Genomic DNA, 21,874 nt, shown 5'->3' on the forward strand with positions numbered 1-21,874 from the left:
CTGTTATGCCAATAGAAATCAAAGAACTGCATGTGAAAATCCAGGTAAATGAGGATCAGCCCAAAAGCAACCAGACTCCTGCACAGGCAACAGATGATCTGCTGGATCAGTGCATGGATGAAGTATTCACAATTATAAACGACAAAAAAGAACGGTAATGGCAATGACAAAATCTATCCTTAAGGGGGTAAGTTCAGGTGAACTGAAGAAGCTGAAAATTACCGCCTTCTCTGACCCTCAATTCAAAACTCCCATAACAGAGAACAGTGAATTTGTGACTTTGGTAAACCCGGAAAAATACTCGAAAAACTATAAAGTAGATTATATTGTTCCGGATGCATCCAACACAAATGGACATAAGGTTCCTTATTATGCTTATACTCCCCCTTCCGATCTGGATCTGGAGTTTTTGTTTGATGATACGGGGGTTTTCGATGACGAGCACAAATTCAGCGTATCAGAAGCCCGGGAATCAAATGGAGTTGATGAAGCCATCAAAAAATTTGTAGATATGGCTTATGCCGTGAATGGAAACATTCACCGCCCCAACTACCTGAAGATCAACTGGGGGACATTGGAATTTCGCTGTGTACTTGCAGAACTAAACATTGAGTACAAGCTTTTCTCACCCGATGCGAAACCACTCCGGGCCGTAGCCAAAGCCAAATTCAAGAATTTTGCAAGTCCGGAAGAAACCGAAAATGCCGTAAAACCCAGTTCTCCCGATCTGACTCACATCCGCATTGTAGAAGAAGGCGACACGCTTCCGTTGATGACCAAACGCATTTACGGTGATTCAAAATATTACCTCGAAGTTGCCCGCGTAAACAAGCTAACCACTTTCCGGAAACTGAAAGCCGGACAACGACTATTTTTTCCACCCATTCAAAAACCTGACTAAATGAATAATACCGGAACCATACAAACAGGCAAAAGCCCTGATATGGCTACCTACCAAATTTTGGTGGACAATCAGGAAATTCCGGGAACGTATCCGGTATCAGCGATCAGCGTGCGTAAAGAATTCAACCGAATCTCATTGGCACGCATCGTATTCTATGACGGAACCGCTTCCGACCGAAGTTTTGAAATCAGTGACAGTGCATTTTTCGTGCCTGGTAAAAAAATCCAAATTAATGCGGGATACCACTCAGACAACAAAATGATTTTCAAAGGGGTAATTATCCGCCATTCCGTAAAAGTAAGAGGCGGAAGCCTGTCACTCACAGTAGAATGTAAGGACGAAGCGGTAAAAATGACCGTAGGAAGAAAGTCGCGCTACTTTTACGACAGCACCGACAGCGATATTTTTGAGCAACTGGCCGGAGAGTACAAGCTGGAGAAATCGGTTGAATCAACTTCGTACAAACACGAAAAACTGGTTCAATACAATGCTTCTGACTGGGATTTCCTGGTTTCACGAGCTCAGGCCAACGGAAAACTTTGTTTCACGGATAATGGCAAACTGATTATTCAGAAACCGGACACCTCTCAGGATCCACTGGAAACAGTTGCAAACGGGTTCTCCCTGATTGATTTCGACGCCGAGATAGATGCCCGCACCCAGTTTTCAAAGATTACAGCATTGAGCTGGAACGCCGCAGACCAGGAAATCAGCCGGATTGAAGCGAAAAAACCTTCTGTAAAAACCAGTGGGAATCTGGACTCCCAACAGCTTTCCGATGTAATCGGGTTGCAGGATCTGGAGCTAAGATACGGTGGAAACCTAAACGAAACAGAAGCTCAGGACTGGGCTGACTCCAAAATGCTCTTCCAGCAAATGGCAAAGATTCGCGGACGTGTCCGTTTCCAGGGAATCGACAAAATTAAGCCGGGAAATATCCTGAAACTGGAAGGCGTAGGAGCACGCTTCAACGGAAGCGTATTCGTTTCAGGGGTTCAGCACACGATTAACAGCGGGCTTTGGACAGTTGATGCGCAATTCGGTCTGGATCCGGTGTGGTTTTCCGAAACCTATGACATCAACGAAACTCCTGCTGCCGGATTGGTTCCCGCAGTAAAAGGATTGCAATACGGTGTTGTGTCGCAATTACAGGACGATCCCCAGGGCGAATACCGCATCATGGTAAAACTACCGGTGGTTGACAGCTCTGAGCAAGGAATCTGGTGTCGTGTAGCCACATTGGATGCCGGTGAAAACCGTGGATCATTCTTCCTCCCGGAAATCGGTGACGAAGTACTGGTTGCATTCATCAACGAAGATCCGAATAACGCTGTAGTTGTCGGAATGCTGAACAGCAGCGCCAAACCTGCACCACTAACTGCATCAGATGACAACGATATCAAGGGTTTTGTGACCCGAAGCGAAATGAAATTCCTGTTCGACGACAAGAAGAAATCCGTAACCATTGAAACACCTGCCGGCAAAAAAGTCATCATTGATGAAGACGCCGGAGAAATCACACTACAGGATGAAAATTCCAATACACTGAAGATGAACAAAGATGGAATCTCTGTGGAAAGCGGGAAAGATCTGGTACTTAAAGCCACCGGTGATGTAACGATCGAAGGAATGAACATCGAAATCACCGGCCAGGCAGAAGTCAAAGCTTCCGGAAACGCAGGTACAGAAGTCAGTTCGAGTGCAACAACGACTATCAAAGGTTCCATTGTTCAAATCAACTGATTATGGGATTAGCAGCAGCACGCGTAACTGATATGCACGTTTGTCCGATGGTGACAGGAAACGTGCCGCATGTCGGAGGACCCATTCTTCCGGCAGGCGAACCAACGGTACTGATAGGCGGAATGCCTGCAGCACGTATGGGAGACATGGCAACTTGTTCCGGTCCTCCCGATACCATCACCAGCGGATCGGCAACAGTGCTGATCGGTGGGAAACCAGCCGCCAGGATGACAGATACCACTTCACATGGCGGAACAATCGTTGCCGGCCTGGCAACAGTATTAATCGGATAATAATTAACAACATGGAAATAAACGAATCATTCTTAGGAACAGGCTGGAGTTTTCCTCCGAGTTTTGACAAAGCAGCGCGTTTTGTCCGGATGAGTTCGGATGAAAAAGACATTGCGGAAAGCTTGCGGGTATTGCTATCGACCAGGCCGGGCGAGCGCATTATGCTGCCGGATTACGGCTGCTCTTTGGAAGCCCTCCTTTTCGAATCAATCAATCTGACACTAACTACACAGATTACGGAAACTATCCGTACTGCAATTAATTACTACGAGCCACGAATTGATCTGCTCACTGTAACGCTGGAACAACCGGATGGTTTCGACGGACGCATCGACATCACACTCGATTACCTCATTCGTACCACCAATACCAGACAGAACATGGTGTATCCATTCTATCGAATCGAAGGAAATGACATTTCTTACATTAAAACCGGATCTATATGAGCAATTGTAACGACATAGCAGAAGTCCTGAAAAGAAACGGACTGGATCAATCGATGCGCTACGATCGTTCGCTCGATCCCGACAACCTGAAACTGATGGGATTCGGTTTGGAAGACTGGATGAAATTTGCATACAATTTTGCAAAGGACGTCAACTATTTCAACGAATCGGACGATACGAATGCCGATGGAAACTGGCAGGACTTCTTCCCGGACTTCAATACGATTAAATCCCTCCTGGACAACCTGGAAGACGATAATAAATTGACTCCTCACCTAACCCTATTCATCTGTTTTCTTTTATTAGTCGACCAATCAACAACACGTCTGAACGGCTTCACCAAACGACACCTCGATTTTTACTATTCGGAAGTGCTGCAATTGGAGCACCTGGGTGCAGAGCCAGACAGCGTGAATGTGATTTTTGAACTGGCACGTGCTTTCACACAAGAATTGATTCCTGCCGGAACAGAACTGGACGGAGATAAAGATCTTACGGGAATTACCCGTGTATACGAACTGAAGGACGAACTGGCTCTCAATCAGGCAAAAATCGGCGCTGTCAAAACCGTCTATAATTCTCCAAATGCACCAACAAATGGCAGTTATGCCCTGAAGGCCGCAAGTGATGCTGCAAGTTACGACGGCGCAGGAACAAAATTCCCGGGCAGTGATACCAGCTGGTATCCGTTCGGTTATGCCGGAACACCCGGTTCACGCCCGGAACAGGCGGATGCACGCGTCGGATTTGCAGTTTCATCGCACGTTCTTGAATTATCGGAAGGAAAACGCCAGGTAGTTGTCCAGGCACAATTCTCAGGAACCTTAACTCCATTGACCAGTGATACCGGAGCTTCAGCTGTTTCGGTATACTATACAGGCCCCAAAGGCTGGGAAGGTCCTGTTCCTATTTCGCCTGAGACATTTTCGATCAACGAAAACAATGGAGCCGCTCAAAATTATAAAACCGGAATCAACGGGCAGTGGCTTACAGTTTGTCTCGAACTGCAACCTGAAATGGCAGCGGTCGTAAACTACAACCAAGCTATTCACGGTGGAAACTACACAACGGAAAATCCACTTTTCCGCTTCGAAGTGGCTACAGAAGATGTTGGGGGGTATGAGATTTATCGTTTGTTATCCCAACCTGTTTCAACTGTTCGCTTAAAGGTAAAAGTATCCGGTATGCGGGCACTGGTCATCGAAAGCGACACCGGAACGTTGAATGTCAAAAAACCATTCTACGCGTTCACGACAAACCCCGTAAAAGGATCTGCATTTTCAGTATTCCACCAGGAAGTATTCAGTAAAAAATGGAAACATATCGATGTGAACATCCACTGGAAAAACACACCGGATGATTTCAAAAATTATTACGAAGGATACGACAAATCCTTTTTAGGAACTGTAACTCAGGAATGGTTTAACAACATCGTTCCGATTATCAAAGAAACGACTACTGCTTCGGCAAAGTCGACTTCCACCAGTACTACAGCGGTAACACAGCAAGCTGCGGCAATCAAATTTGTCAAGTTCCAGGATTATTATACCAATATCGTAGGTGGAAATTATTACTTCCAGGCAAGTTCCTGGATCTATTCCAACGGAAGCTGGAATAATCCGCTCCAAAACAACATCCAGCTGTTTGTTCCGGACGGAACCGATCCGATCGAATTTGAAACGAATTTCGGGGTCTCCAATAACAGTTTTGCTGCAAACGCAGCCGGACCGGTACGTCTGACTCTGAATCAATCATTCCTCCAGGAAATTTATCCGCGGATTTATTCCCTGGCAATGATGAGTACAAACCCGAATGTTCCGATTCCAAACCAGCCGTATATTCCGTTTGCAGATGCGATCTCATTGAGCTACACCGCTACGGATGAATTGAACTTGCTTGCAACGGATGAACCAACATTTAAGGGGCGCACAGTTCAGTTATTCCATGTTCACCCTTTCGGTGAATCAGAAGAAAATGCATTCCTGCAGGCATCCTTTGACGGAAAGACTCCGGTATGTACAATGGCTCCAATCTATTGCAAGGGAGGTGAATTGTTCATCGGATTGGAAAATGCAGCAGCACTGCAACAGGTTTCACTGCTCATCCAGGTCATGGAAGGGTCTGAAAATCCATTGGCAGAATCATTCAGTGGTACTCAGAAAGTACACTGGTCTATTCTCTGCAACAACAATTGGAAAAAACTGGATTCAACCCTGATGCTCGTGAATGAAACGGATAATTTCCTGCAATCCGGTTTGGTGAAGTTCAAAATTCCGGCCGAGGCAAGCTCCGACAACACGCTACTTCCACCGGGAATGTTCTGGATCCGGGCAAAGATGTACAAAACGTATGACGCCGTATGTCGTATGCTCGGAATCTTTTCCCAGGCAGGAACCGCTGTTTTTGACAACAGAGACAACGAGCTTTCACATCTGGTAAAAGGCCTTCCTGCAGGAACAATTACCAAGCTGATTTCACGAATGGCTTCCGTTAAATCCATCACACAACCATACAATTCATTCGGAGGAAGACCGGAAGAAACAGATCCGCAATACTACAAACGCGTCAGTGAGCGCCTGAGACATAAAAACCGGGCAATCAACCTGTGGGATTACGAGCACCTTGTTTTACAGAATTTCAATGAAATCTATAAAGTAAAGTGTCTGACGCATACCTGTGACTGTTCATTCCAGTCTCCGGGCCATGTAACGCTCGTTGTGATTCCTGATACGCTTCAACGAAATGTTTTTGATCCTTATCAACCGAGAGTGAGCAAAGCAACGTTAAACCGCGTGGAAACATTCATTTCGGAACTCAATTCACTGCATGTTGAAACAACGGTGGTCAATCCGGATTACGAAGAAGTCAGAGTATCCCTGAAAGTCAAGTTTTATCCCCAATTCGATGAGGCCTTGTACATTGACAAACTCAACGAGGATATTACACGTTTTCTTTCTCCATGGGCATTTTCCGAACGGGAAAGAATCAATTTCGGCGGGAAACTCTACCTCAGCGTATTGATTGATTATGTAGAAGAATTGCCCTATGTGGATTACCTGCAGGATGTAAAACTGTTCCAGAACGATGTTGCTACCACTACGGCAGAACCATCTTCACCACGGGCTATCCTGGCATCAGCTAAACGCCACGACATTTCAACCGATATAAAATCATGTTTAACTCCTAACACAGCAACTGAACAATGCCAACTCTAAAAAACAGCATCACAATTGCCCGGGACGTATCTACGGAAAACGATCTCGACTTTGACTACCTGCGACGCATTGGGATACAACACATTGCATCAATGGGAGGCGGGCTCTGGACGGATTACAACGAACACGATCCCGGAATCACAACCCTCGAAATGCTCAGTTATGCCATTACGGATCTGGGCAACCGAATCAATCTATCCATGCCGGATTTATTGACCGGGCCGGACGGAAGTGAATCCATTTCCCAGCAGTTCTACACCGCGGAGCAAATTCTGCCGAACCGTGCACTTACAGCCCTGGATTACCGCAAATTGTTCATCGATATCGACGGCGTCCGTAATTGCTGGATTTCACCATACGAAGTAACTGTTTACGCCAATTGCAAAGACGGCCTTTTGTCTTACGATCCGGATGCTTTCAATAACATCCTGCCAGAAGATCGTACGGAATTTAACCTCAAGGGACTGAACCGCATCCTGGTAGACTTCGATGTGGATGAAAATGATCCGCAGTACCAGCAGAAAATTGATCACATCAAACAGCTGATCCGTGATAAGTATCATGCCAACCGCAACTTGTGTGAAGACCTGGTGCAGATCGATAAAATCGAAGAACAGGGAGTCTCTGTTTGTGCACAAATCGGACTGACCAATGAAGCAGATGAAGAAGAGGTCAATGCACTGATCCGATTTGCCCTTGACGGCTACTTTTCTCCAGGCGTTCACTTCTACTCTCTGAAGCAGATGCTTGCCAAAGGCTACCGGATGGATGAAATTTTCGAAGGTCCGCTACTCGACGGCGGATTCATTGATACCAATGAATTAAAACAAGCTTCGCTTCGAAAAGAAATTCGGTTGTCCGATATCATCAATATCATCATGGACATCCCGGGAGTGGAAAAAATCACCGACATTTCAATCGGGAACTGCTCCGGGACGAATGATCCGAATACCTGGCTGATCTGTGTTGATTCGTTAAAACGACCAAAACTTTGCACCAACAGTGTTTTCGGCTACCGCAAAGACAATCTTCCGGTAAGCGTCAACGAAAAACGCTCGGAAGCAATCTACAAGGAACTGAAAGCCGCAGAAGAAGCATACAATGATCAAGCTGCCATCGATCGTTTTCCTGCAATTCCTTCCGGACAGTTTTCGGATGCAGGCTGGTACACAACGATCCAGAATGATTTTCCGGACACATACGGAATCGGGCAGGAAGGATTATCTTCTACGGCGACTACTGCACGACGTTCGCAAGCCAAACAGCTCAAGGCGTACCTGTTGTTTTTTGACCAGGTTCTTGCGTCCTATTTTGCTCATTTGGAAAATGCCAAAGACTTGTTGTCTATTGATCCGCAGTTAACCAATACGTACTTTACCCAGGCCGTTGCAGATATTAAAGGCTTCAGCGAACTGGTGAACAACTATCCTCAGAATGATGATCATCTGCTTTCAGAACAGCTATTCCACGGTCTGACTGATGATGTGGCACGCCGAAACGAGTTACTGGATCATTTGATTGCACGTTTTGCAGAAAATTTCAGCACGTATGCTTTCCTCATGAAGGAGCTTTACGGCACATTCAGCAGTGAAATGGTTCTGAAATCCAAAGAAGTGTTCCTGCGGGAATATGTCACCTTGAGCAGTGAGCGCGGACTTGGCTTTAATTACTACCATCAGCAGCCTGCTGACCTGTGGGATACCGATAATGTATCCGGAGTGGAAAAACGCGTTGCCCGCCTTTCAGGTATGAAAAATTATTTCCGCCGCAATCTTTCGGAATCCTTCATCGAGGTTTACGAACAGAGTCCGGGTGCTTTCAAATGGCGCATCCGCAATGCTGCGGGAACAGCGATCCTTTGTGCTGAAAACAGTTATACGAGTTATAAGAAAGCGATCAACAATTTGTATTTCTCAGTGCTCCAATTGATTGAAACCAGCGAGGAAAAAATCGAAGAGGCATTTGAAGCCGGAATCACTCCGAATCAGATTATTGACAACGTACAGGTGAAGGTTTCAGGAAGCGGTAATTTCTATTTTATTGTGATCGATCCGGAACTTCCAAGTACAGATCCGAACTACAAGGCAGCCAAACAGCCAATCTATTTCCCGCTGGAGGCAGACCTGGAAACGTCGATCCTGGATACCATCCGATTCATGAAGTATGATTTCACAGAGGAAGGAGGATTTACTGTTGAACACATTTTACTGCGTCCTGACAGCAATTATCCGGAAACTCCTTCGAAATACTTCTTACCGATCTGTGCGGATGACTGCAAGGAATCTTGCTGCGGCATTGATCCGTACTCTTTCAGAGTGAGTGTTGTTCTTCCGGGGTATACCCAGCGCTTTTCAAATATTCATTTCAGAAACTTCATGGAAGAACTCATCCGGGAAGAATTACCTGCGCATGTACTGGCTAAAATCTGCTGGATCGGTTCCCGAAAAGGAGAAGTTCCGAATGCCGAAAATCAAATGATGGTATTCGAAAAAGCGTACAAAGAGTACCTCATTGCAAAATCACCGCTTGATTCTTTCCATCCGGAAGACGAATTGGAAGATCTGATAGACATTCTCACCAATCTGCACACCATTTTCCCTACCGGGAAATTACACAATTGTGACGCGGAGGAAGAAGACCAGGATGACGACATCATTCTCGGAAGAACAAAACTAGGAACATTATAATTAAAGAAATAAGGCAAAAATATGGAAACAAAGTTGACCACAATCACCCCCACTTACCGCACATTTGTACCGGATCAGGTGTTAACAGCGGGCCAGTTGAATGAATTCCTGAATTACTTTGACGACCAGGACCGGCTATCCCGCATTTTTCTAAGCGGAGTTGGTATCGTCTGCGGATTCAATATCAACTACAATCAAAATTCAAATGGTGAATTAGTCATTTCGCAAGGAGCGGGAATCACCACCGACGGCGATTTAATCAAGCTGTCCAAAGCAGACAGTTTAGATCCTGCACTGGAAAATATCGATATCTCAGAACTTCGGTTTACACACACCCGGGCTTATGATGATACCAATGCAAAATACAAACCGTTCTTCTGGAAGAATATCAACGGATCAGACACACAAATCACGCTCTGGGAAGCTATTTCGGCTGACAACGCTATTCCGACCGACCAGAAAATCAACTCCAGGACGGATCTTCAAAACCTGGTTGTATTGCTCTACCTGGAGAATTACGAAGAAGATCCAACGGCATGTACCGGTATTGATTGTGAAAACCAGGGGATTAAAAACATTCGCAAATTGCGCGTCTTGCTGGTTTCTCAATCGGATGCTGAGTATATTCTGTCCAACGATTCGGTTTTTAATGCCAATTACCTTATTTCCACTTACCTGAACCTGGATGAAGTTGCACTTCCGCGTGTAACGGTAAATGCTACCAACTCAGCAAGTTTTGCAACGTTGCGTTCCTACTACCTGAGCGCAATGCAATCTGAAAACAACATTTCGAAACTCATCAATGGGTATAAAAACATGTTGGCCAAATTGGGAATGAACACCGAGGCATCTTATATTGCGGATAAAATCACGCAGTTATTCGGAACCGGTGCTACCTACCCGCAGCTGTTTTTCCAGTACCGTTACGATTTATTACAGGATCTGGTAAACGGTTACAACGAGCTCAAAGAAATGTTCCTGGACAGCATTTGCGGATGTAATCCGGATATCAAATCATTTCCGAAACACCTGATGCTGGGAAGACTCATTCCGCTCCAGGAGGATCGATACCTGAAAAAATACCGTCATGGGTTCTACAAATCCCCGATCCTGAAAGATGAGAAAAACTGGTGTGAGCGCTTCAAATGGTATGTTAACCGCACCATTTCAATGCTGGAATCTTTCGATACCAACCTGACCGCAGGAGAAATCCGCATCACACCTTCGAATTACCGTTCACTGGTGGAGGATAAAGCCATTCCGTTCTATTACGGAGCCGGAAGCTTTTCCCGCCTGATCGATACGTGGAATTTTGACAAATACAAGGTCAACAAACAAAACCGAAACCTCAGCTACCACACTTCCCTGCTCGACCCTTCCGGCCCCATCCAGTTTCCGTTGAGATATGATCTTGAGAAGCGTAACTTCCTGAGAATCGAAGGACCTCATGGAGCACTCTATCAAAATGCGATGCAACAAATCAATAACCTGAAAAATCAATATGGTTTGGCATTCGATGTAAAAGCGCTTGGTATTACGATCAATCCCGGTGATACGATCAACATCGAAGATTATGAGTGTCAATTCGAAGACTTACAGGTGATGCTGGATGCCTGGACACAGGAACACGAATGTTTGCTGGAAAAGGTCTCTAAAAATTATTCCGCATTCAGTACCATTACCCTGGGGAATAACTACAATATCCAGAGTTACATCTATCCTGTTTCTTCCAACGTGATCAAAACAACCGTTCAGGGCTCATCAGCAAGCTCTTCAAACGTTGTAAAAGACAATCTTTACGTTGGTGATGATTCTCTCGGAGCACTCGTATTACCGGTTTTTGACCAGTTCAGAGGATGTTCCGGAAACGATATCATGGTACAGGTAGACCGTAAGATCGACGCTCTAAACTTTGGTATCGACTTCAAAGACCTGGTAGATGCCACATTGAAAGCTCCGAATGCTGTTCTTGCGCACGCATTTGTCCTGATGAATAAACGTCCGCTGACGCTGGCTGGAGTTCTTCCAAGTGTTGTTGAATCCATTAACACAACCGCAACAGATTTGTGCGGTGCAGCCAGAAACACGTTTGCAAAGGCAACAGCTGTGAAACTTTCGAAAGAAGTAACCACCATGCTCGTTAACCTGGCACAAGACACGACTGCCGTGTGCTGCAGTGCAGAAAAACTAAAGGTAATCTACGATGAAATCGAACGACGCAAGCAAGAAATCCTTCTTGGATTGAGCCTGGCAAAATTCCAGGAACAACACCCGGGAATGGAGCACCTTGCAGGGGCACACCAGGGAGATACGTTTATCCTGGTGTATGTTCGAAACGCCGTAAACGGAATTGCTGCAAATACCGTTGTAGCTGATTTTACACTGCCTTACCTGTGCTGCTCAGACTGCAGACCAGTCGGGTTTATCATGCCTGCTGTAGCAGCGGATCTCCGCTTGTCGAGCGATATGCTTTGTGTGAAGTCCAATTCAATCGGATCCGTTGATTTCTATAAATATCCGGCAGATGGAACAATTGAGATTGTTCCGGCTATTTCAGGAGTTTATGTAGAAGGAGACCAAATCCTGGTTGATTCGACCAAACTGCCGGTAGATGCTTTCGGACAAGTGCTTCACTTCAAGGTTAACGGTGTCGAAACAAATGCTCAGCTGACGCTGTATAAAGCAACAGAAGCAGAAATGGTTGTTCCGGCTAATCCGCTCACAAATACTACCGTCAACTTTAGCGTTACGCTTCCATCGGGTTCTGATCCGAGCCAGTTTTCTTACTTCTGGGATTTCGGAGACGGATATAGTTCAAACGGACAGTCTACAACACATACGTATACCTTGCCGCTGAAAGACGGAAACACCACCACCGCAAGGGTGACTGTTTCGACCGGAAAAGGAGATATGTGCCCGATAACCCTGGAGCATAAACTGGAATTCGATATCCCTCCGGTTTCACTTTGTGAAACTGAAGCTACGACCTACATCGCGGAACAAAGAGCTGCCTTTGCAGAAGTTTATCCGGGCAAGGAAATAGATCCTGCACTTATCAGTGATATTGAGAAATTCTACACCGATGTATCGGGAGACACTGCCAGCTTCCTTTCAGGAACGTACAATGAATATGTCGGTTCAAGAATCCAAAGTTTCACTACTTCTACATTTAACTACATTGTTGAAGCACTTTCTGATCCTACAGCCATTGATAAACCGGCAGGCTATGCAGATGCGTTGATAAACATCTACCACAACCTGATGCGTACAGGACTCACAGTCGTACGTTGCCAGGAGGAAGCAACATTCCTGCATCCGGAAATCATCACCATGATTCAGAAAATGACGGATCAAATCAGCCCGGATCAAAATCCATCTCTAAAGAACCTGGGAGTTGTTTCCGATACGCTGGAGAACCGTGACTTCTTTGATATCCTGATGAGATCACGTGAGAAGGGATCAGCTTCATGGAATTACATCTATGAACTATTCAATGTGATCACTTCGAAATAATCATTTATTGAAAAAAGCCACTAATGAGTACAGAATCACTGCATATTGTTCATAAACTGATCGTGGAGGTGGAAACCAACTCCAAAGCAAAAGGTTATGCACTCAGAGATGAAGCTGCCGGATTTGTGTCCGGCAGCCTGTCTCCGGCATTGGAAACCTTGTTCGCTGAACTGGAGAAAAAGCTCAACGGAAAAGTGCTCACGCTTGATCATCTTTCCGTCGAAATTACTGCTTCAACAACCGATTTGACGCATGGCGATATCGAGCGGTTGATCTGTCAGGCTGTTCAAAAAGAAATCGACAACGGTTTTTTGTCTACTGAACTGCATGAAAGTGCAGCACATCAACCAGAACAAGATCAACTAATTCCTGTCACAAAACGGCAGCTGCAATCCATTTTTCATTTCCTGAAAACCGGCAGCAGGCCCTGGTGGATTCCGGATAATGCAACCTTAAGCCAATTAACTGAAACTTCAAACTTACTGGAGCTGGCCAAAACAGACACCGAAACACTCATACGCGAGCTTGCTTCTACCCCTTCACAAAACTTTCTGAAGCGCATGGTATTTCAAGTTCCGGAGTTCGTATTGATTGAATGGTTTGCACGTGCCTTTCATTTTCCAAAAGAGCCAGGCGTTCTGCCACAAACAATCCCTTTTATCCAATCCAGGGAGATTCGGGAGAAGTGGTGGAACCTGTTATCGGAGATTTTCCGACAGTATCAAAGCAAAGCAATTCCGGCTGAAAAGATGGAACAACTGGTTCTTTTACCGGTTCACAACAACACACCGGAACCGGAAACAATTACATCCTTTGTGACTGCCATTACCGGACAAGCAATTCCATCGGCTGTCAAAGAAAAACTGCAAGCGGTGTTGAAACAAACCAACAGGACAAAACCTGCAGAAACAGAAAAGACAGCAGAAACTCCCGAAAAATACGGTGAGCCATTGGAAGTGAAGGAATATACTCCGGTTGAAAACGCCGGTTTGATCCTGCTTCATCCATTCTTACGACCATTTTTCACTGAAATCGGTTTAATGGAAGGGAATCAACTGACAGATCCGGAATTAGCTGCACATGTGCTGCACTTTTTAGCTACAGGAAACGAAAATGCCTGGGAATACGAGCTTCAGTTCGAAAAATTCCTTTGTGGAATTCCATCAGAAGAACCGATTCAGCAAGAACGGTTTATTTCTGACGAAATCAAGAAAGAAAGCGAAAATTTACTCGCTGCTGTGCTGGAACACTGGGCGGCTCTAAAAAGCGATTCCCCGGATTTGCTCCGCTTCGAGTTTTTACAACGTGAAGCAAAAATTATAGAAGAAGAATTCCAGACTACCCGTCTGGTCTTCGCCAGAAAAGCACAAGATATCCTACTCGACAATCTTCCCTGGAACCTCGGGATCGTAAAAGTAGACTGGCGAAAAGACCTGTTATTTATTGAATGGTAAAAAACACACATGAAGACGAACGTACAACCTCCAGATAAAACCTCCGGTACTCCATTCCGAAGCAGGGGAAGCAACCCGCTTGGAGTACAGACGAAAAAATTCGTCAACAAACCCGGCGACAAACACGAAGTGGAAGCTGACCAGGCTGCCGATCGCGTGGTAAACGGCTCCACTCCTGCCGGAACTAACGCAAACGGAGATCCTTCCGCCGTGCAATTAAAACCCATTGCCCAGAATGTCACACCATACATCCAGCGGAAAGAAAGCGCGGATCAGATGGGACAGCTAGATATTGAGAGCACCGAAGATCAAATGGGGGCTATCAACTACAAAGGACCTGAAATCCAGCGAAAAGAAGATGATTTAATCAATGCTACGCAAGCATTGACATCGGAAGAAGACAACGCCAATAAAACAGCATTCAACGACCAACTCACCGAGTCCAAAGGACAGGGAGCTCCGCTTCCAATGGATGTCAAGTCAGAAATGGAAGGCGGTTTCGGAGCTGATTTCAATAACGTGCGCACCCATACGGGAACGAAAGCCGCAGACATGAACCAATCGTTGGGAGCAAAAGCCTTCACCAACCAGGGAGATATTTATTTCAACGAAGGAAAATTCGATCCGAATTCCAAAGAAGGAAAACACCTGCTGGCCCATGAGCTTACCCATACTATTCAACAGGGAGCATCCAAACCCAAAGGAGAGAAAAACACGGAAACCGGAGAGAAAAAAGAAATCAACTCCTCGGAAGTTGCAGCGGCAAAAAACAAAGCCAAGGAGTCTCCGGGAATCACTCAAAAAGCAGAAAAACTGGCTGGTGAAGCGATCAGCGAGGCCAAAACGCAACCAGTAGCAAAAACGACAGCATCCGATCCAAATGCGGAAAAAGCGCCTGTTCAACAGGAAACTGAACAGGAAATCGATGCGAAAAAAGCAGCAGACTCCAAAACAGTTACAGGAGAAGGAAAAGAGAACGCTGCGGAGAACGCGGAAGGACAGAAAAAGCCGGAAGCGCTTGACGAAGCTGTTGAAAAAGAGATTTCTGAAAAAACAAAAGAAGAAGCTCCTGATAAGGAGAAAGAGAAACAAAAAGCACCTGCTCCGAAACAAAAAGACGAAAAGGAAAAGGAAGAGAAAAAAGAACCCGGAGAAGAAGACAAAAAAGGGGAAGATCCCGGACCTGAAGGCGTCAAAGAAGATTACGACAACCCGCCACCGGTAAAAGATGCCAAAGTCGAAGAAGCAACCGATAAAGCAGGAGAAGGCGTGGGTGTTGACGAAGAAGCCAATGTGAATGTAGAAGGATTGATCATGACTGCCCAGCAGTTCCGTGATCAGGGGAAAGAGTCTGTTAAACGTGCAAAAACGCAGGCAGAAGAACGGGAAAGAGCGGAGAAGAAAATGCGCGAGATCGATCAAAAAATCGCAGGTTCGGACAAAACACTTCAAACTGCAGAGAAAAACACCCTTACCCGTGAAAAGCAGATTCCGAAGATTATGGACAAAGCACTTGCTACGTCCAAACAGCGCCAGGAAAAAGTAAGCAGTGAAGTCGGAACCTATTCTTCCGAATACAACAAAAACAAAGGGACTGCCAATGATTTGAAAAAAGAAAGCTCCGACCTCAACAAAGGGTCGAAGGAAAATTCCAATCCCGATGAGAAGGAATCAGGAGAACTGAGCTCCAATTACGAAGAAATGGAATCAGGGACGGCTACGATGGCAGAAGGAATCTCCGGAACAGGAGATACTGCTGCCAAACTGAAAGCAGACGCGGTCACTTCCAAAAACAAGAATGCCAAGACGGAAAAAGAACTCAAGGAATCGAAAGCCAACATTCAAAAGTCGAAACAAAAGATCTCTTCCGAAAAAGGCCGGAACAACGATGCCAAGGCCAAAAGCAAAGCCCAGAAACCCAAATTTCAAAAGAGTAAACAACAGGAAGAACAGCTTACTACCGAAGGAATGTCCCTGATGAAGACCTCCTTTGAAATGGAAAACGAAACGCACCGTGCACAGTATTTCTATTACAAGGATATGAAGAGCATTGAGGGAGCCGATGAAATGATCATGCAGGAAGAACTCAAGGCACAGTCAGAAATGTCCAACGGACCGGAAGCATTGCTGTTCAAGTATTCCAATCTCAAGGGAGAAGCGGAACGGGAAGCCTTTGTTGCTTCCTTGAGCGAATCGGACAGGATGGCTTTGGGGATGCAGCTTCAGGCCTTTAATATGAACTTTGAAGCCTGGGTGGAAACCAAAAAGCTGGAGTTCGGCGAACGGGTCGAACAACGCCGTGCCAAAGAAATTAATACATACAATGCCAAGCGCAACAAGGGACTGGAGTCTCCGTTGAACAAGGCAACCAAAAATATCGACAAAATCTCCAAAACCGGCCTCTTGTGGACCAGTATGACCAAAACGCTGGAATCCATGTGGGAAGGGCTCAAAAACATTACCTGGGCCGATGTTTCCAAGATCGGATGGGCCATGATCAATCCGCTCGAAACCTACAACACCATTGCGGATGCTGTGGGTGGAATCTGGACGGATTTAAGCGATTGGAAAGGGTTTAGCGAAGATCCTGTCGGGATGATTTTACAAAAAGGATCCAGCGTGGGAGTCAAACTGCTTACCATTGCCGGAGTCATCACCGGATTATTGGGAGTACTGTCCGTGCTGACAAGTGTCGCAGCGTTCTTCTTCCCGCCGCTGATACCGGTTGCTGCCTGGCTGATCAGTGCAACAGGAACCATGTTCAGTGTCACCTTCTGGATCGGTTTGATCACCACCGCCTTGAGTGTCATGTCCGGAATCAAGAACATTTACAACGTACATACGGCTAAAACGGCAGAACAAATCTTCCAGGGCAACCACAAGCTCAAACAGGATGCTGCCAACACTGCTACCGGTGTCATGGCCATGGTGGGTGCCAAATCCCCTCCTGCTCCAATCAATATGGAAAAGATCGGGAAATGGAAGAATGTGGCTGTCCGAACCTTTAAAGCCGGAAAAAGCTTTGTAAAAGGAGGTGTCCGAAAAATCCCGAAACTGGTAAGTGCGGCCTTCAAAAAACAAACCTGGACGGATTTGTATGCCGGATTTAAGAAATTTGCCAAGAAAAAATCAGACAACCTATTTGGCGGAGACAAAAAGAAAATTACCGGAAAAACAGATCAAATCAGCGACGCTGCACCGAAGAAAGTCCTCAAAAACGCAGATAACCCGAAAGCTCCAACGAAAAACCTTCCTGAGAAGCAAAAAACGGCTCATATCGATTCCAAAGCGCCTGCAAAAACTCCGGAAGCAGAAATTCATCCGACCAAGAATACTCCGGATGTGAAAAAGGCAGATACCGAACTTTCGGATGCCAACATCAAGGAGATGAAAAAGGGTCTCGATCCGGAAGTGACGGAAATTGATGAGGTCAAACTACCAAAAGACCAGCAGGTAGCAAATGGTAAAAAAGAACCGAAGTCCAAAATCATGGAAGACGACCCGAACATCAAGGACAAAGACCTGGACAATTTCAAAAAGTACGAAGACGATGTGGATGCATCCCAGAAGCAAAAAATGAAAGATGATGCCGATGCCGAAGTAAAAAAAGGAAAAGACCACGACAGTAAATCAAAAGCATTGATGATGGCACGGGTAATTGCGGAAGCAAATGATGAACTGGACACACCAATTCCTGCCCTATTAGCCGAATTGGCTCCATTAAAGGCTATGAAAGGAGTGAAAGGTTTTGACTATAAAAAAGGAAATGCTCCGGGAGAGTTCCGGATTGTGATGTATGGAAGTGAATACATTGTTGATCCGAGTTATACCACCAAACGCCAACGCGATTTTGACAAAGAAGTTCAGAAACGTCTCGAAAAAGGCGAGATTGATGAGGATATGGCGAAAAAACTCCGGGAATACAATAAAAAGAATCCATCAGGAAAGAGAACAGTTGATAATACAATCAAACAATATGAAGACAAACGAACTTTAACAGATCGAGGAGACTTTATAACCGATTTGGATGACAGACCCAAAAATTATGCAAAATATAAAGATACCAAGTTTGAAAACACCCCAAAAAGTGCAATGGATCAAGACCTCCAGGATCATATGGACTTTCAAATGGGAGAACGAAACAAAGGAGAAAAGCTATCAGCCGGTAAAAGTAAAGCAAAAGAAGGTACTCAAGCCGAGGCTGATTTCAAAAAGGGACAGAAACAAATGCGTGATGCTTCTGAGTTAATCGGAGAAAAGGGTGCAATAGGAGCTATTCGTAAACATTTCCCGGATGCAGAAGTCCTTTATACAGGGAAGGGTTCAGGAACCTTTGATCTTGTCTTAAAAAATGGAGATGAATTTATAATTTTAGAAGCTAAAGGTGGAGCCTCTAAATTAGGCTTTAAAAATGTAAAAGGGATTCTAGAACAGCAAGGTACCAAGCAATATAGGGATGCATTAATAAAAACGATGAGAAGTAGTAAAGATCCTGCAACTAAAAAAATTGCACAAGAACTTCTCAAAACGAGTCCGAAAAAAATAAAGTACTTCCACTCAAATACCCCTATCAAGAAAGGCAAAATTTCAGATACCATTTTAAAAGAATTTAAGTAACTTGCATACATGAAAAGACATAACCATGACATTGATATTCCTGATGAAATCGAATTCGAAAGGGAAGTCATCGAGAAGTTTATTGAGGAATTTGAAACAGAATCTGATGTTGATTCTCTCAACAGAATCGCTACTGAGTCCCAAAATCTCATCTATTTACTAGGCACGCAAGCTCAGACAATAGATAATCGCGAAGAAATTTATCGTTGTTTGTATCTTTATTTACAAGCCACTGCTAATTTCTTTCTTATGGCTCAAACAAGTAAAGAAAGAGTTGTAATCAGTGTTGACGATCTCTCTGTTCACATAGATAAGGAGGATTATGAATCCTACGTAGGAATTAATTCCTGGTTGGATGGATACATCTATGCATTAGCCGGAAGGGAAAAAAATGTATTGAAATTATTACGTTCTTGCCCTGAAAGTGAGATCCGAAAGGGGAATTTTGCGGCGGATACTTTTTTCTATAGTTACATTGAGTTTTTAAAGAATTTTGAAGAACCTAATGCAATAGTATTATTGGATAAAGTTTTGAAAGATTGTAATACTGCCAAAATAGCATCAAAAGAATTCATTGAAAATACAATACTACCAGAACTTTTATTGTGGGAAACTATTTTACATGATAGAAAAGATTCTTTTAATGAAAAATTAGAATTTGCGGTAAATCAATTTAATAATTATTGGAAACAATCTAAAGCTGATCTGATGGAAGGAAGTTACCGATACAACGCTATGGAATCCTTAATAGCTATGAGGTTATGTGGAATAAGTGCTTACGCGTATGATAAAGGATTTCCTATAACATATCAATCAGATTATCTATTGGAATTCCTAATCAAAGGCGAATTAACAGTAGATGCCAAAGTCACTTTTCCTGAAGATTTATAACAAATTGAACTAACATAACAATACCAAGACTGTCTCAAAAGGACAGTCTTTTTTATTCTATTCGATTTTTGAGTAAAAAGGAATAAAACCACAGAACATCTCACGGATACAAATATCCAAACATGCGACAAAACGAAAGCTCCAACGAAAAACCTTCCTGAGAAGCAAAAACCGGCTCATATCGATTCCAAAGCGCCGGCAAAAACTCCGGAAGCAGAGCTTCATCCAACCAAAAATACTCCGGATGTGAAAAAGGCAGATCCCGAACTTTCGGATGCCAACATCAAAAAACTGGAGCAGGACATCGAGCCTCACAAAACCAATGTCGATAAAGCAGATCCGCCGAAAGACAAACAGGTTGCCGATGGCGAAAAACCTCCGAAATCCTGGAAGACGATCCGCATATCAAAGACAAAGATCTGGATAATCTCAAGAAGTATGAGGACGACGTGGATGCTTCCAAAAAACAAAAAATGAAGGAAGATGCTGATGCCGATGTAGACAAAGGTAAAAACCACGATAGCAAGGCGAAGGCATTGATGATGGCACGGGTGATTACTGAAGCAAATGATAAAGTAGACACCCCGATTCCTGCTTTATTAGCCGAATTAGCTCCGTTAAAAGCCATCAAAGGAGTTAAGGGATTTGATGCTGACCGTGTCGGACCTGGCATTTTTCAAATTATCATGTTTGGAAGCGAATATAAGGTTAAAAAGTATGAACAAGGAACAGGGGAAGGATTAACTGCAAATGAAGATGATTGGGAATTTGATGCTTCCAAAGATTTAGATTGGAGAGGAAAGGGAGCGACTCACCTTGACGCTTTGGACGAAGCATTTGAACGAACCGGAGTTCCAAAAGAAAAATTCAAAGAAACTCAATGGGCCAAAAATAAACATGGTAAAACAATTCCTGTCGAATGGGAAGGTCCTAATGGAGAAAATGTCAATATGGATATTCCAGAATGGAATAATACGGAGAAAATTAGAGATGGTAAAAAAATAACTCTTGAGTATGGTTCCGGTCCTCATCAACCACATATCGGTTATAAAAATTCATTGAAAGGAAAAGATAAAAAAAGGTAGGACATATATTTGTAGATGATGTACCTTCAACGCGAGGAAGATTAGACGAGAAAAAAGCAATAAAACGAAATAAAAATGCATAGTAACTTTGAAGAATTAAAAGATGCAGCCGAAATGCTCGGTTTACAGTACGAAATTTTAACTGGTGAGGAAGCCTCTAACATCATAGAGACTAGTTTTCAAAAATTTGAGCCATCCAGGAGACAAGGGCATTTAGCTATTCTTAATGAAAGATCCATTAAACTCAAACTAAGCGATCATGAATACACGTTCTCAGAAAAATTAGATGATGAACCATTACTTATCTTTTTTGAACAGACTCGTGAGAAATTAGATGTTGTTTTCAAATTGTTTAATGGTAGAAATTTCAGCAAGATTCTTGAGGAATGCAGTACCTTGGAATATTTCTTAACAAACAACACCGTGGATTACCTTATCGCTGTGAACTGGTATACTATTGAAATAGTTGACAATAAAAATTTCGAAGTTGAAAAAAATTAAGTAGTAGAAATGGAATCTATTAAATTATGAACAAACAAACATTTTTAGATGACATTTTCGATGAAAGTATCGACAAAGTTCGGGATGCTATAAAAAACAATAAAGCTCTTGATTTGAATTTCATCGATCAAGAGCTCAATATAAGTCCGTTGATCTGCGCCATTGATACCGTAAGTCCTGAAATAGTTGAATTATTATTGAACAATGGTGCCAATCCGAATTTAATGGGCTCAGGCATGTCTCTTCCATTATATCATGCGATTGAACTAGCCGAAGATTATAAAGGATTTGATGACCCCAAACTACTGGAAATAATTAAATACTCCGGATGTGAAATTGTCAACATTGAAAATGATATAGATCAATAGACATTAATTTGATTCGATTAAAATCAAAAAAGCCCGGACGATATCGTCCGGGCTTTTCTTTTCAGGGAGGGAGACGGGGTTCGAACCCGCGACCTCTGGAACCACAATCCAGCGCTCTAACCAGCTGAGCTACAACCTCCGTTAAGTGGGCGCAAAA

General features: G+C 44.0%; 15 protein-coding genes and 1 tRNA gene. 15 read left to right on the forward strand and 1 reads right to left on the reverse strand.

Going from position 1 to position 21,874, the window contains the following annotated elements; translation table 11 throughout:
- The first annotated feature begins 5 nt into the window (after positions 1-5).
- The 15 genes from ABDV94_RS06825 (at position 6) to ABDV94_RS06895 (ending at position 21,717) form a co-directional block, all read left to right on the forward strand.
- On the forward strand, positions 6-158 hold the full coding sequence (locus tag ABDV94_RS06825) for a DUF5908 family protein (protein WP_343605900.1): 153 nt from the start codon (positions 6-8) through the stop codon (positions 156-158).
- Between the two features lie 5 nt (positions 159-163).
- The gene (locus ABDV94_RS06830) at positions 164-901 is read left to right on the forward strand and encodes a LysM peptidoglycan-binding domain-containing protein (protein ID WP_343605901.1); all 738 of its coding nucleotides are present in this window, start codon (positions 164-166) and stop codon (positions 899-901) included.
- Positions 902-2,647 (forward strand): type VI secretion system tip protein VgrG, encoded by a 1,746-nt coding sequence (gene vgrG, locus ABDV94_RS06835; RefSeq protein WP_343605902.1) that lies wholly within the window; start codon positions 902-904, stop codon positions 2,645-2,647.
- A gap of 2 nt (positions 2,648-2,649) precedes the next feature.
- Positions 2,650-2,940 (forward strand): PAAR domain-containing protein, encoded by a 291-nt coding sequence (locus ABDV94_RS06840; RefSeq protein ID WP_343605903.1) that lies wholly within the window; start codon positions 2,650-2,652, stop codon positions 2,938-2,940.
- Between the two features lie 11 nt (positions 2,941-2,951).
- Positions 2,952-3,386, forward strand: coding sequence for a GPW/gp25 family protein (locus ABDV94_RS06845; protein ID WP_343605905.1), 435 nt, complete (start codon positions 2,952-2,954; stop codon positions 3,384-3,386).
- Positions 3,383-6,601: a baseplate J/gp47 family protein gene (locus ABDV94_RS06850; RefSeq protein WP_343605907.1), complete on the forward strand. Its 3,219-nt coding sequence runs from the start codon at positions 3,383-3,385 to the stop codon at positions 6,599-6,601. The genes ABDV94_RS06845 and ABDV94_RS06850 overlap by 4 nt, the downstream gene beginning before the upstream one ends.
- Positions 6,589-9,288, forward strand: a complete 2,700-nt coding sequence (locus ABDV94_RS06855; RefSeq protein WP_343605909.1) for a hypothetical protein — start codon at positions 6,589-6,591, stop codon at positions 9,286-9,288. Before ABDV94_RS06850 ends, ABDV94_RS06855 begins: the two co-directional genes overlap by 13 nt.
- Before the next feature lie 21 nt (positions 9,289-9,309).
- A complete protein-coding gene (locus ABDV94_RS06860; RefSeq protein WP_343605911.1) occupies positions 9,310-12,801 on the forward strand; it encodes a PKD domain-containing protein in 3,492 nt (1,163 codons plus the stop codon).
- 23 nt (positions 12,802-12,824) lie between these two features.
- Positions 12,825-14,255: a contractile injection system tape measure protein gene (locus tag ABDV94_RS06865; protein ID WP_343605912.1), complete on the forward strand. Its 1,431-nt coding sequence runs from the start codon at positions 12,825-12,827 to the stop codon at positions 14,253-14,255.
- 9 nt (positions 14,256-14,264) lie between these two features.
- Positions 14,265-18,872: a DUF4157 domain-containing protein gene (locus ABDV94_RS06870; RefSeq protein ID WP_343605914.1), complete on the forward strand. Its 4,608-nt coding sequence runs from the start codon at positions 14,265-14,267 to the stop codon at positions 18,870-18,872.
- 9 nt (positions 18,873-18,881) lie between these two features.
- A complete protein-coding gene (locus ABDV94_RS06875; protein ID WP_343605916.1) occupies positions 18,882-19,763 on the forward strand; it encodes an immunity 49 family protein in 882 nt (293 codons plus the stop codon).
- A gap of 246 nt (positions 19,764-20,009) precedes the next feature.
- A complete protein-coding gene (locus ABDV94_RS06880) occupies positions 20,010-20,240 on the forward strand; it encodes a hypothetical protein (protein WP_343605918.1) in 231 nt (76 codons plus the stop codon).
- Positions 20,237-20,848, forward strand: a complete 612-nt coding sequence (locus tag ABDV94_RS06885; RefSeq protein ID WP_343605920.1) for a polymorphic toxin type 47 domain-containing protein — start codon at positions 20,237-20,239, stop codon at positions 20,846-20,848. The genes ABDV94_RS06880 and ABDV94_RS06885 overlap by 4 nt, the downstream gene beginning before the upstream one ends.
- 75 nt (positions 20,849-20,923) lie before the next feature.
- Positions 20,924-21,349 carry a hypothetical protein gene (locus ABDV94_RS06890; RefSeq protein WP_343605922.1) on the forward strand — a complete coding sequence of 142 codons (426 nt, stop codon included), beginning with the start codon at positions 20,924-20,926 and terminating at the stop codon, positions 21,347-21,349.
- A 26-nt stretch (positions 21,350-21,375) separates the two neighbouring features.
- Positions 21,376-21,717 carry a hypothetical protein gene (locus ABDV94_RS06895; protein WP_343605924.1) on the forward strand — a complete coding sequence of 114 codons (342 nt, stop codon included), beginning with the start codon at positions 21,376-21,378 and terminating at the stop codon, positions 21,715-21,717.
- Positions 21,718-21,781: 64 nt separating this feature from the next.
- On the opposite strand, the gene ABDV94_RS06900 is transcribed toward ABDV94_RS06895, so the two are convergent.
- Positions 21,782-21,857, reverse strand: a tRNA-His gene (locus ABDV94_RS06900).
- Between the last annotated feature and the right edge of the window lie 17 nt (positions 21,858-21,874).

This window comes from Fluviicola sp. (assembly GCF_039596355.1).
Lineage (GTDB): Bacteria > Bacteroidota > Bacteroidia > Flavobacteriales_D > Crocinitomicaceae > Fluviicola.

Coding starts and splice junctions, on each gene's coding strand:
- ABDV94_RS06865 (WP_343605912.1), top strand. CDS start 12,825: ATGAGTACAGAATCACTGCATATTGTTCATAAACTGATCGTGGAGGTG.
- ABDV94_RS06855 (WP_343605909.1), top strand. CDS start 6,589: ATGCCAACTCTAAAAAACAGCATCACAATTGCCCGGGACGTATCTACG.
- ABDV94_RS06895 (WP_343605924.1), top strand. CDS start 21,376: ATGAACAAACAAACATTTTTAGATGACATTTTCGATGAAAGTATCGAC.
- ABDV94_RS06850 (WP_343605907.1), top strand. CDS start 3,383: ATGAGCAATTGTAACGACATAGCAGAAGTCCTGAAAAGAAACGGACTG.
- vgrG (WP_343605902.1), top strand. CDS start 902: ATGAATAATACCGGAACCATACAAACAGGCAAAAGCCCTGATATGGCT.
- ABDV94_RS06840 (WP_343605903.1), top strand. CDS start 2,650: ATGGGATTAGCAGCAGCACGCGTAACTGATATGCACGTTTGTCCGATG.
- ABDV94_RS06830 (WP_343605901.1), top strand. CDS start 164: ATGACAAAATCTATCCTTAAGGGGGTAAGTTCAGGTGAACTGAAGAAG.
- ABDV94_RS06860 (WP_343605911.1), top strand. CDS start 9,310: ATGGAAACAAAGTTGACCACAATCACCCCCACTTACCGCACATTTGTA.
- ABDV94_RS06885 (WP_343605920.1), top strand. CDS start 20,237: ATGAAGGAAGATGCTGATGCCGATGTAGACAAAGGTAAAAACCACGAT.
- ABDV94_RS06875 (WP_343605916.1), top strand. CDS start 18,882: ATGAAAAGACATAACCATGACATTGATATTCCTGATGAAATCGAATTC.
- ABDV94_RS06890 (WP_343605922.1), top strand. CDS start 20,924: ATGCATAGTAACTTTGAAGAATTAAAAGATGCAGCCGAAATGCTCGGT.
- ABDV94_RS06825 (WP_343605900.1), top strand. CDS start 6: ATGCCAATAGAAATCAAAGAACTGCATGTGAAAATCCAGGTAAATGAG.
- ABDV94_RS06845 (WP_343605905.1), top strand. CDS start 2,952: ATGGAAATAAACGAATCATTCTTAGGAACAGGCTGGAGTTTTCCTCCG.
- ABDV94_RS06870 (WP_343605914.1), top strand. CDS start 14,265: ATGAAGACGAACGTACAACCTCCAGATAAAACCTCCGGTACTCCATTC.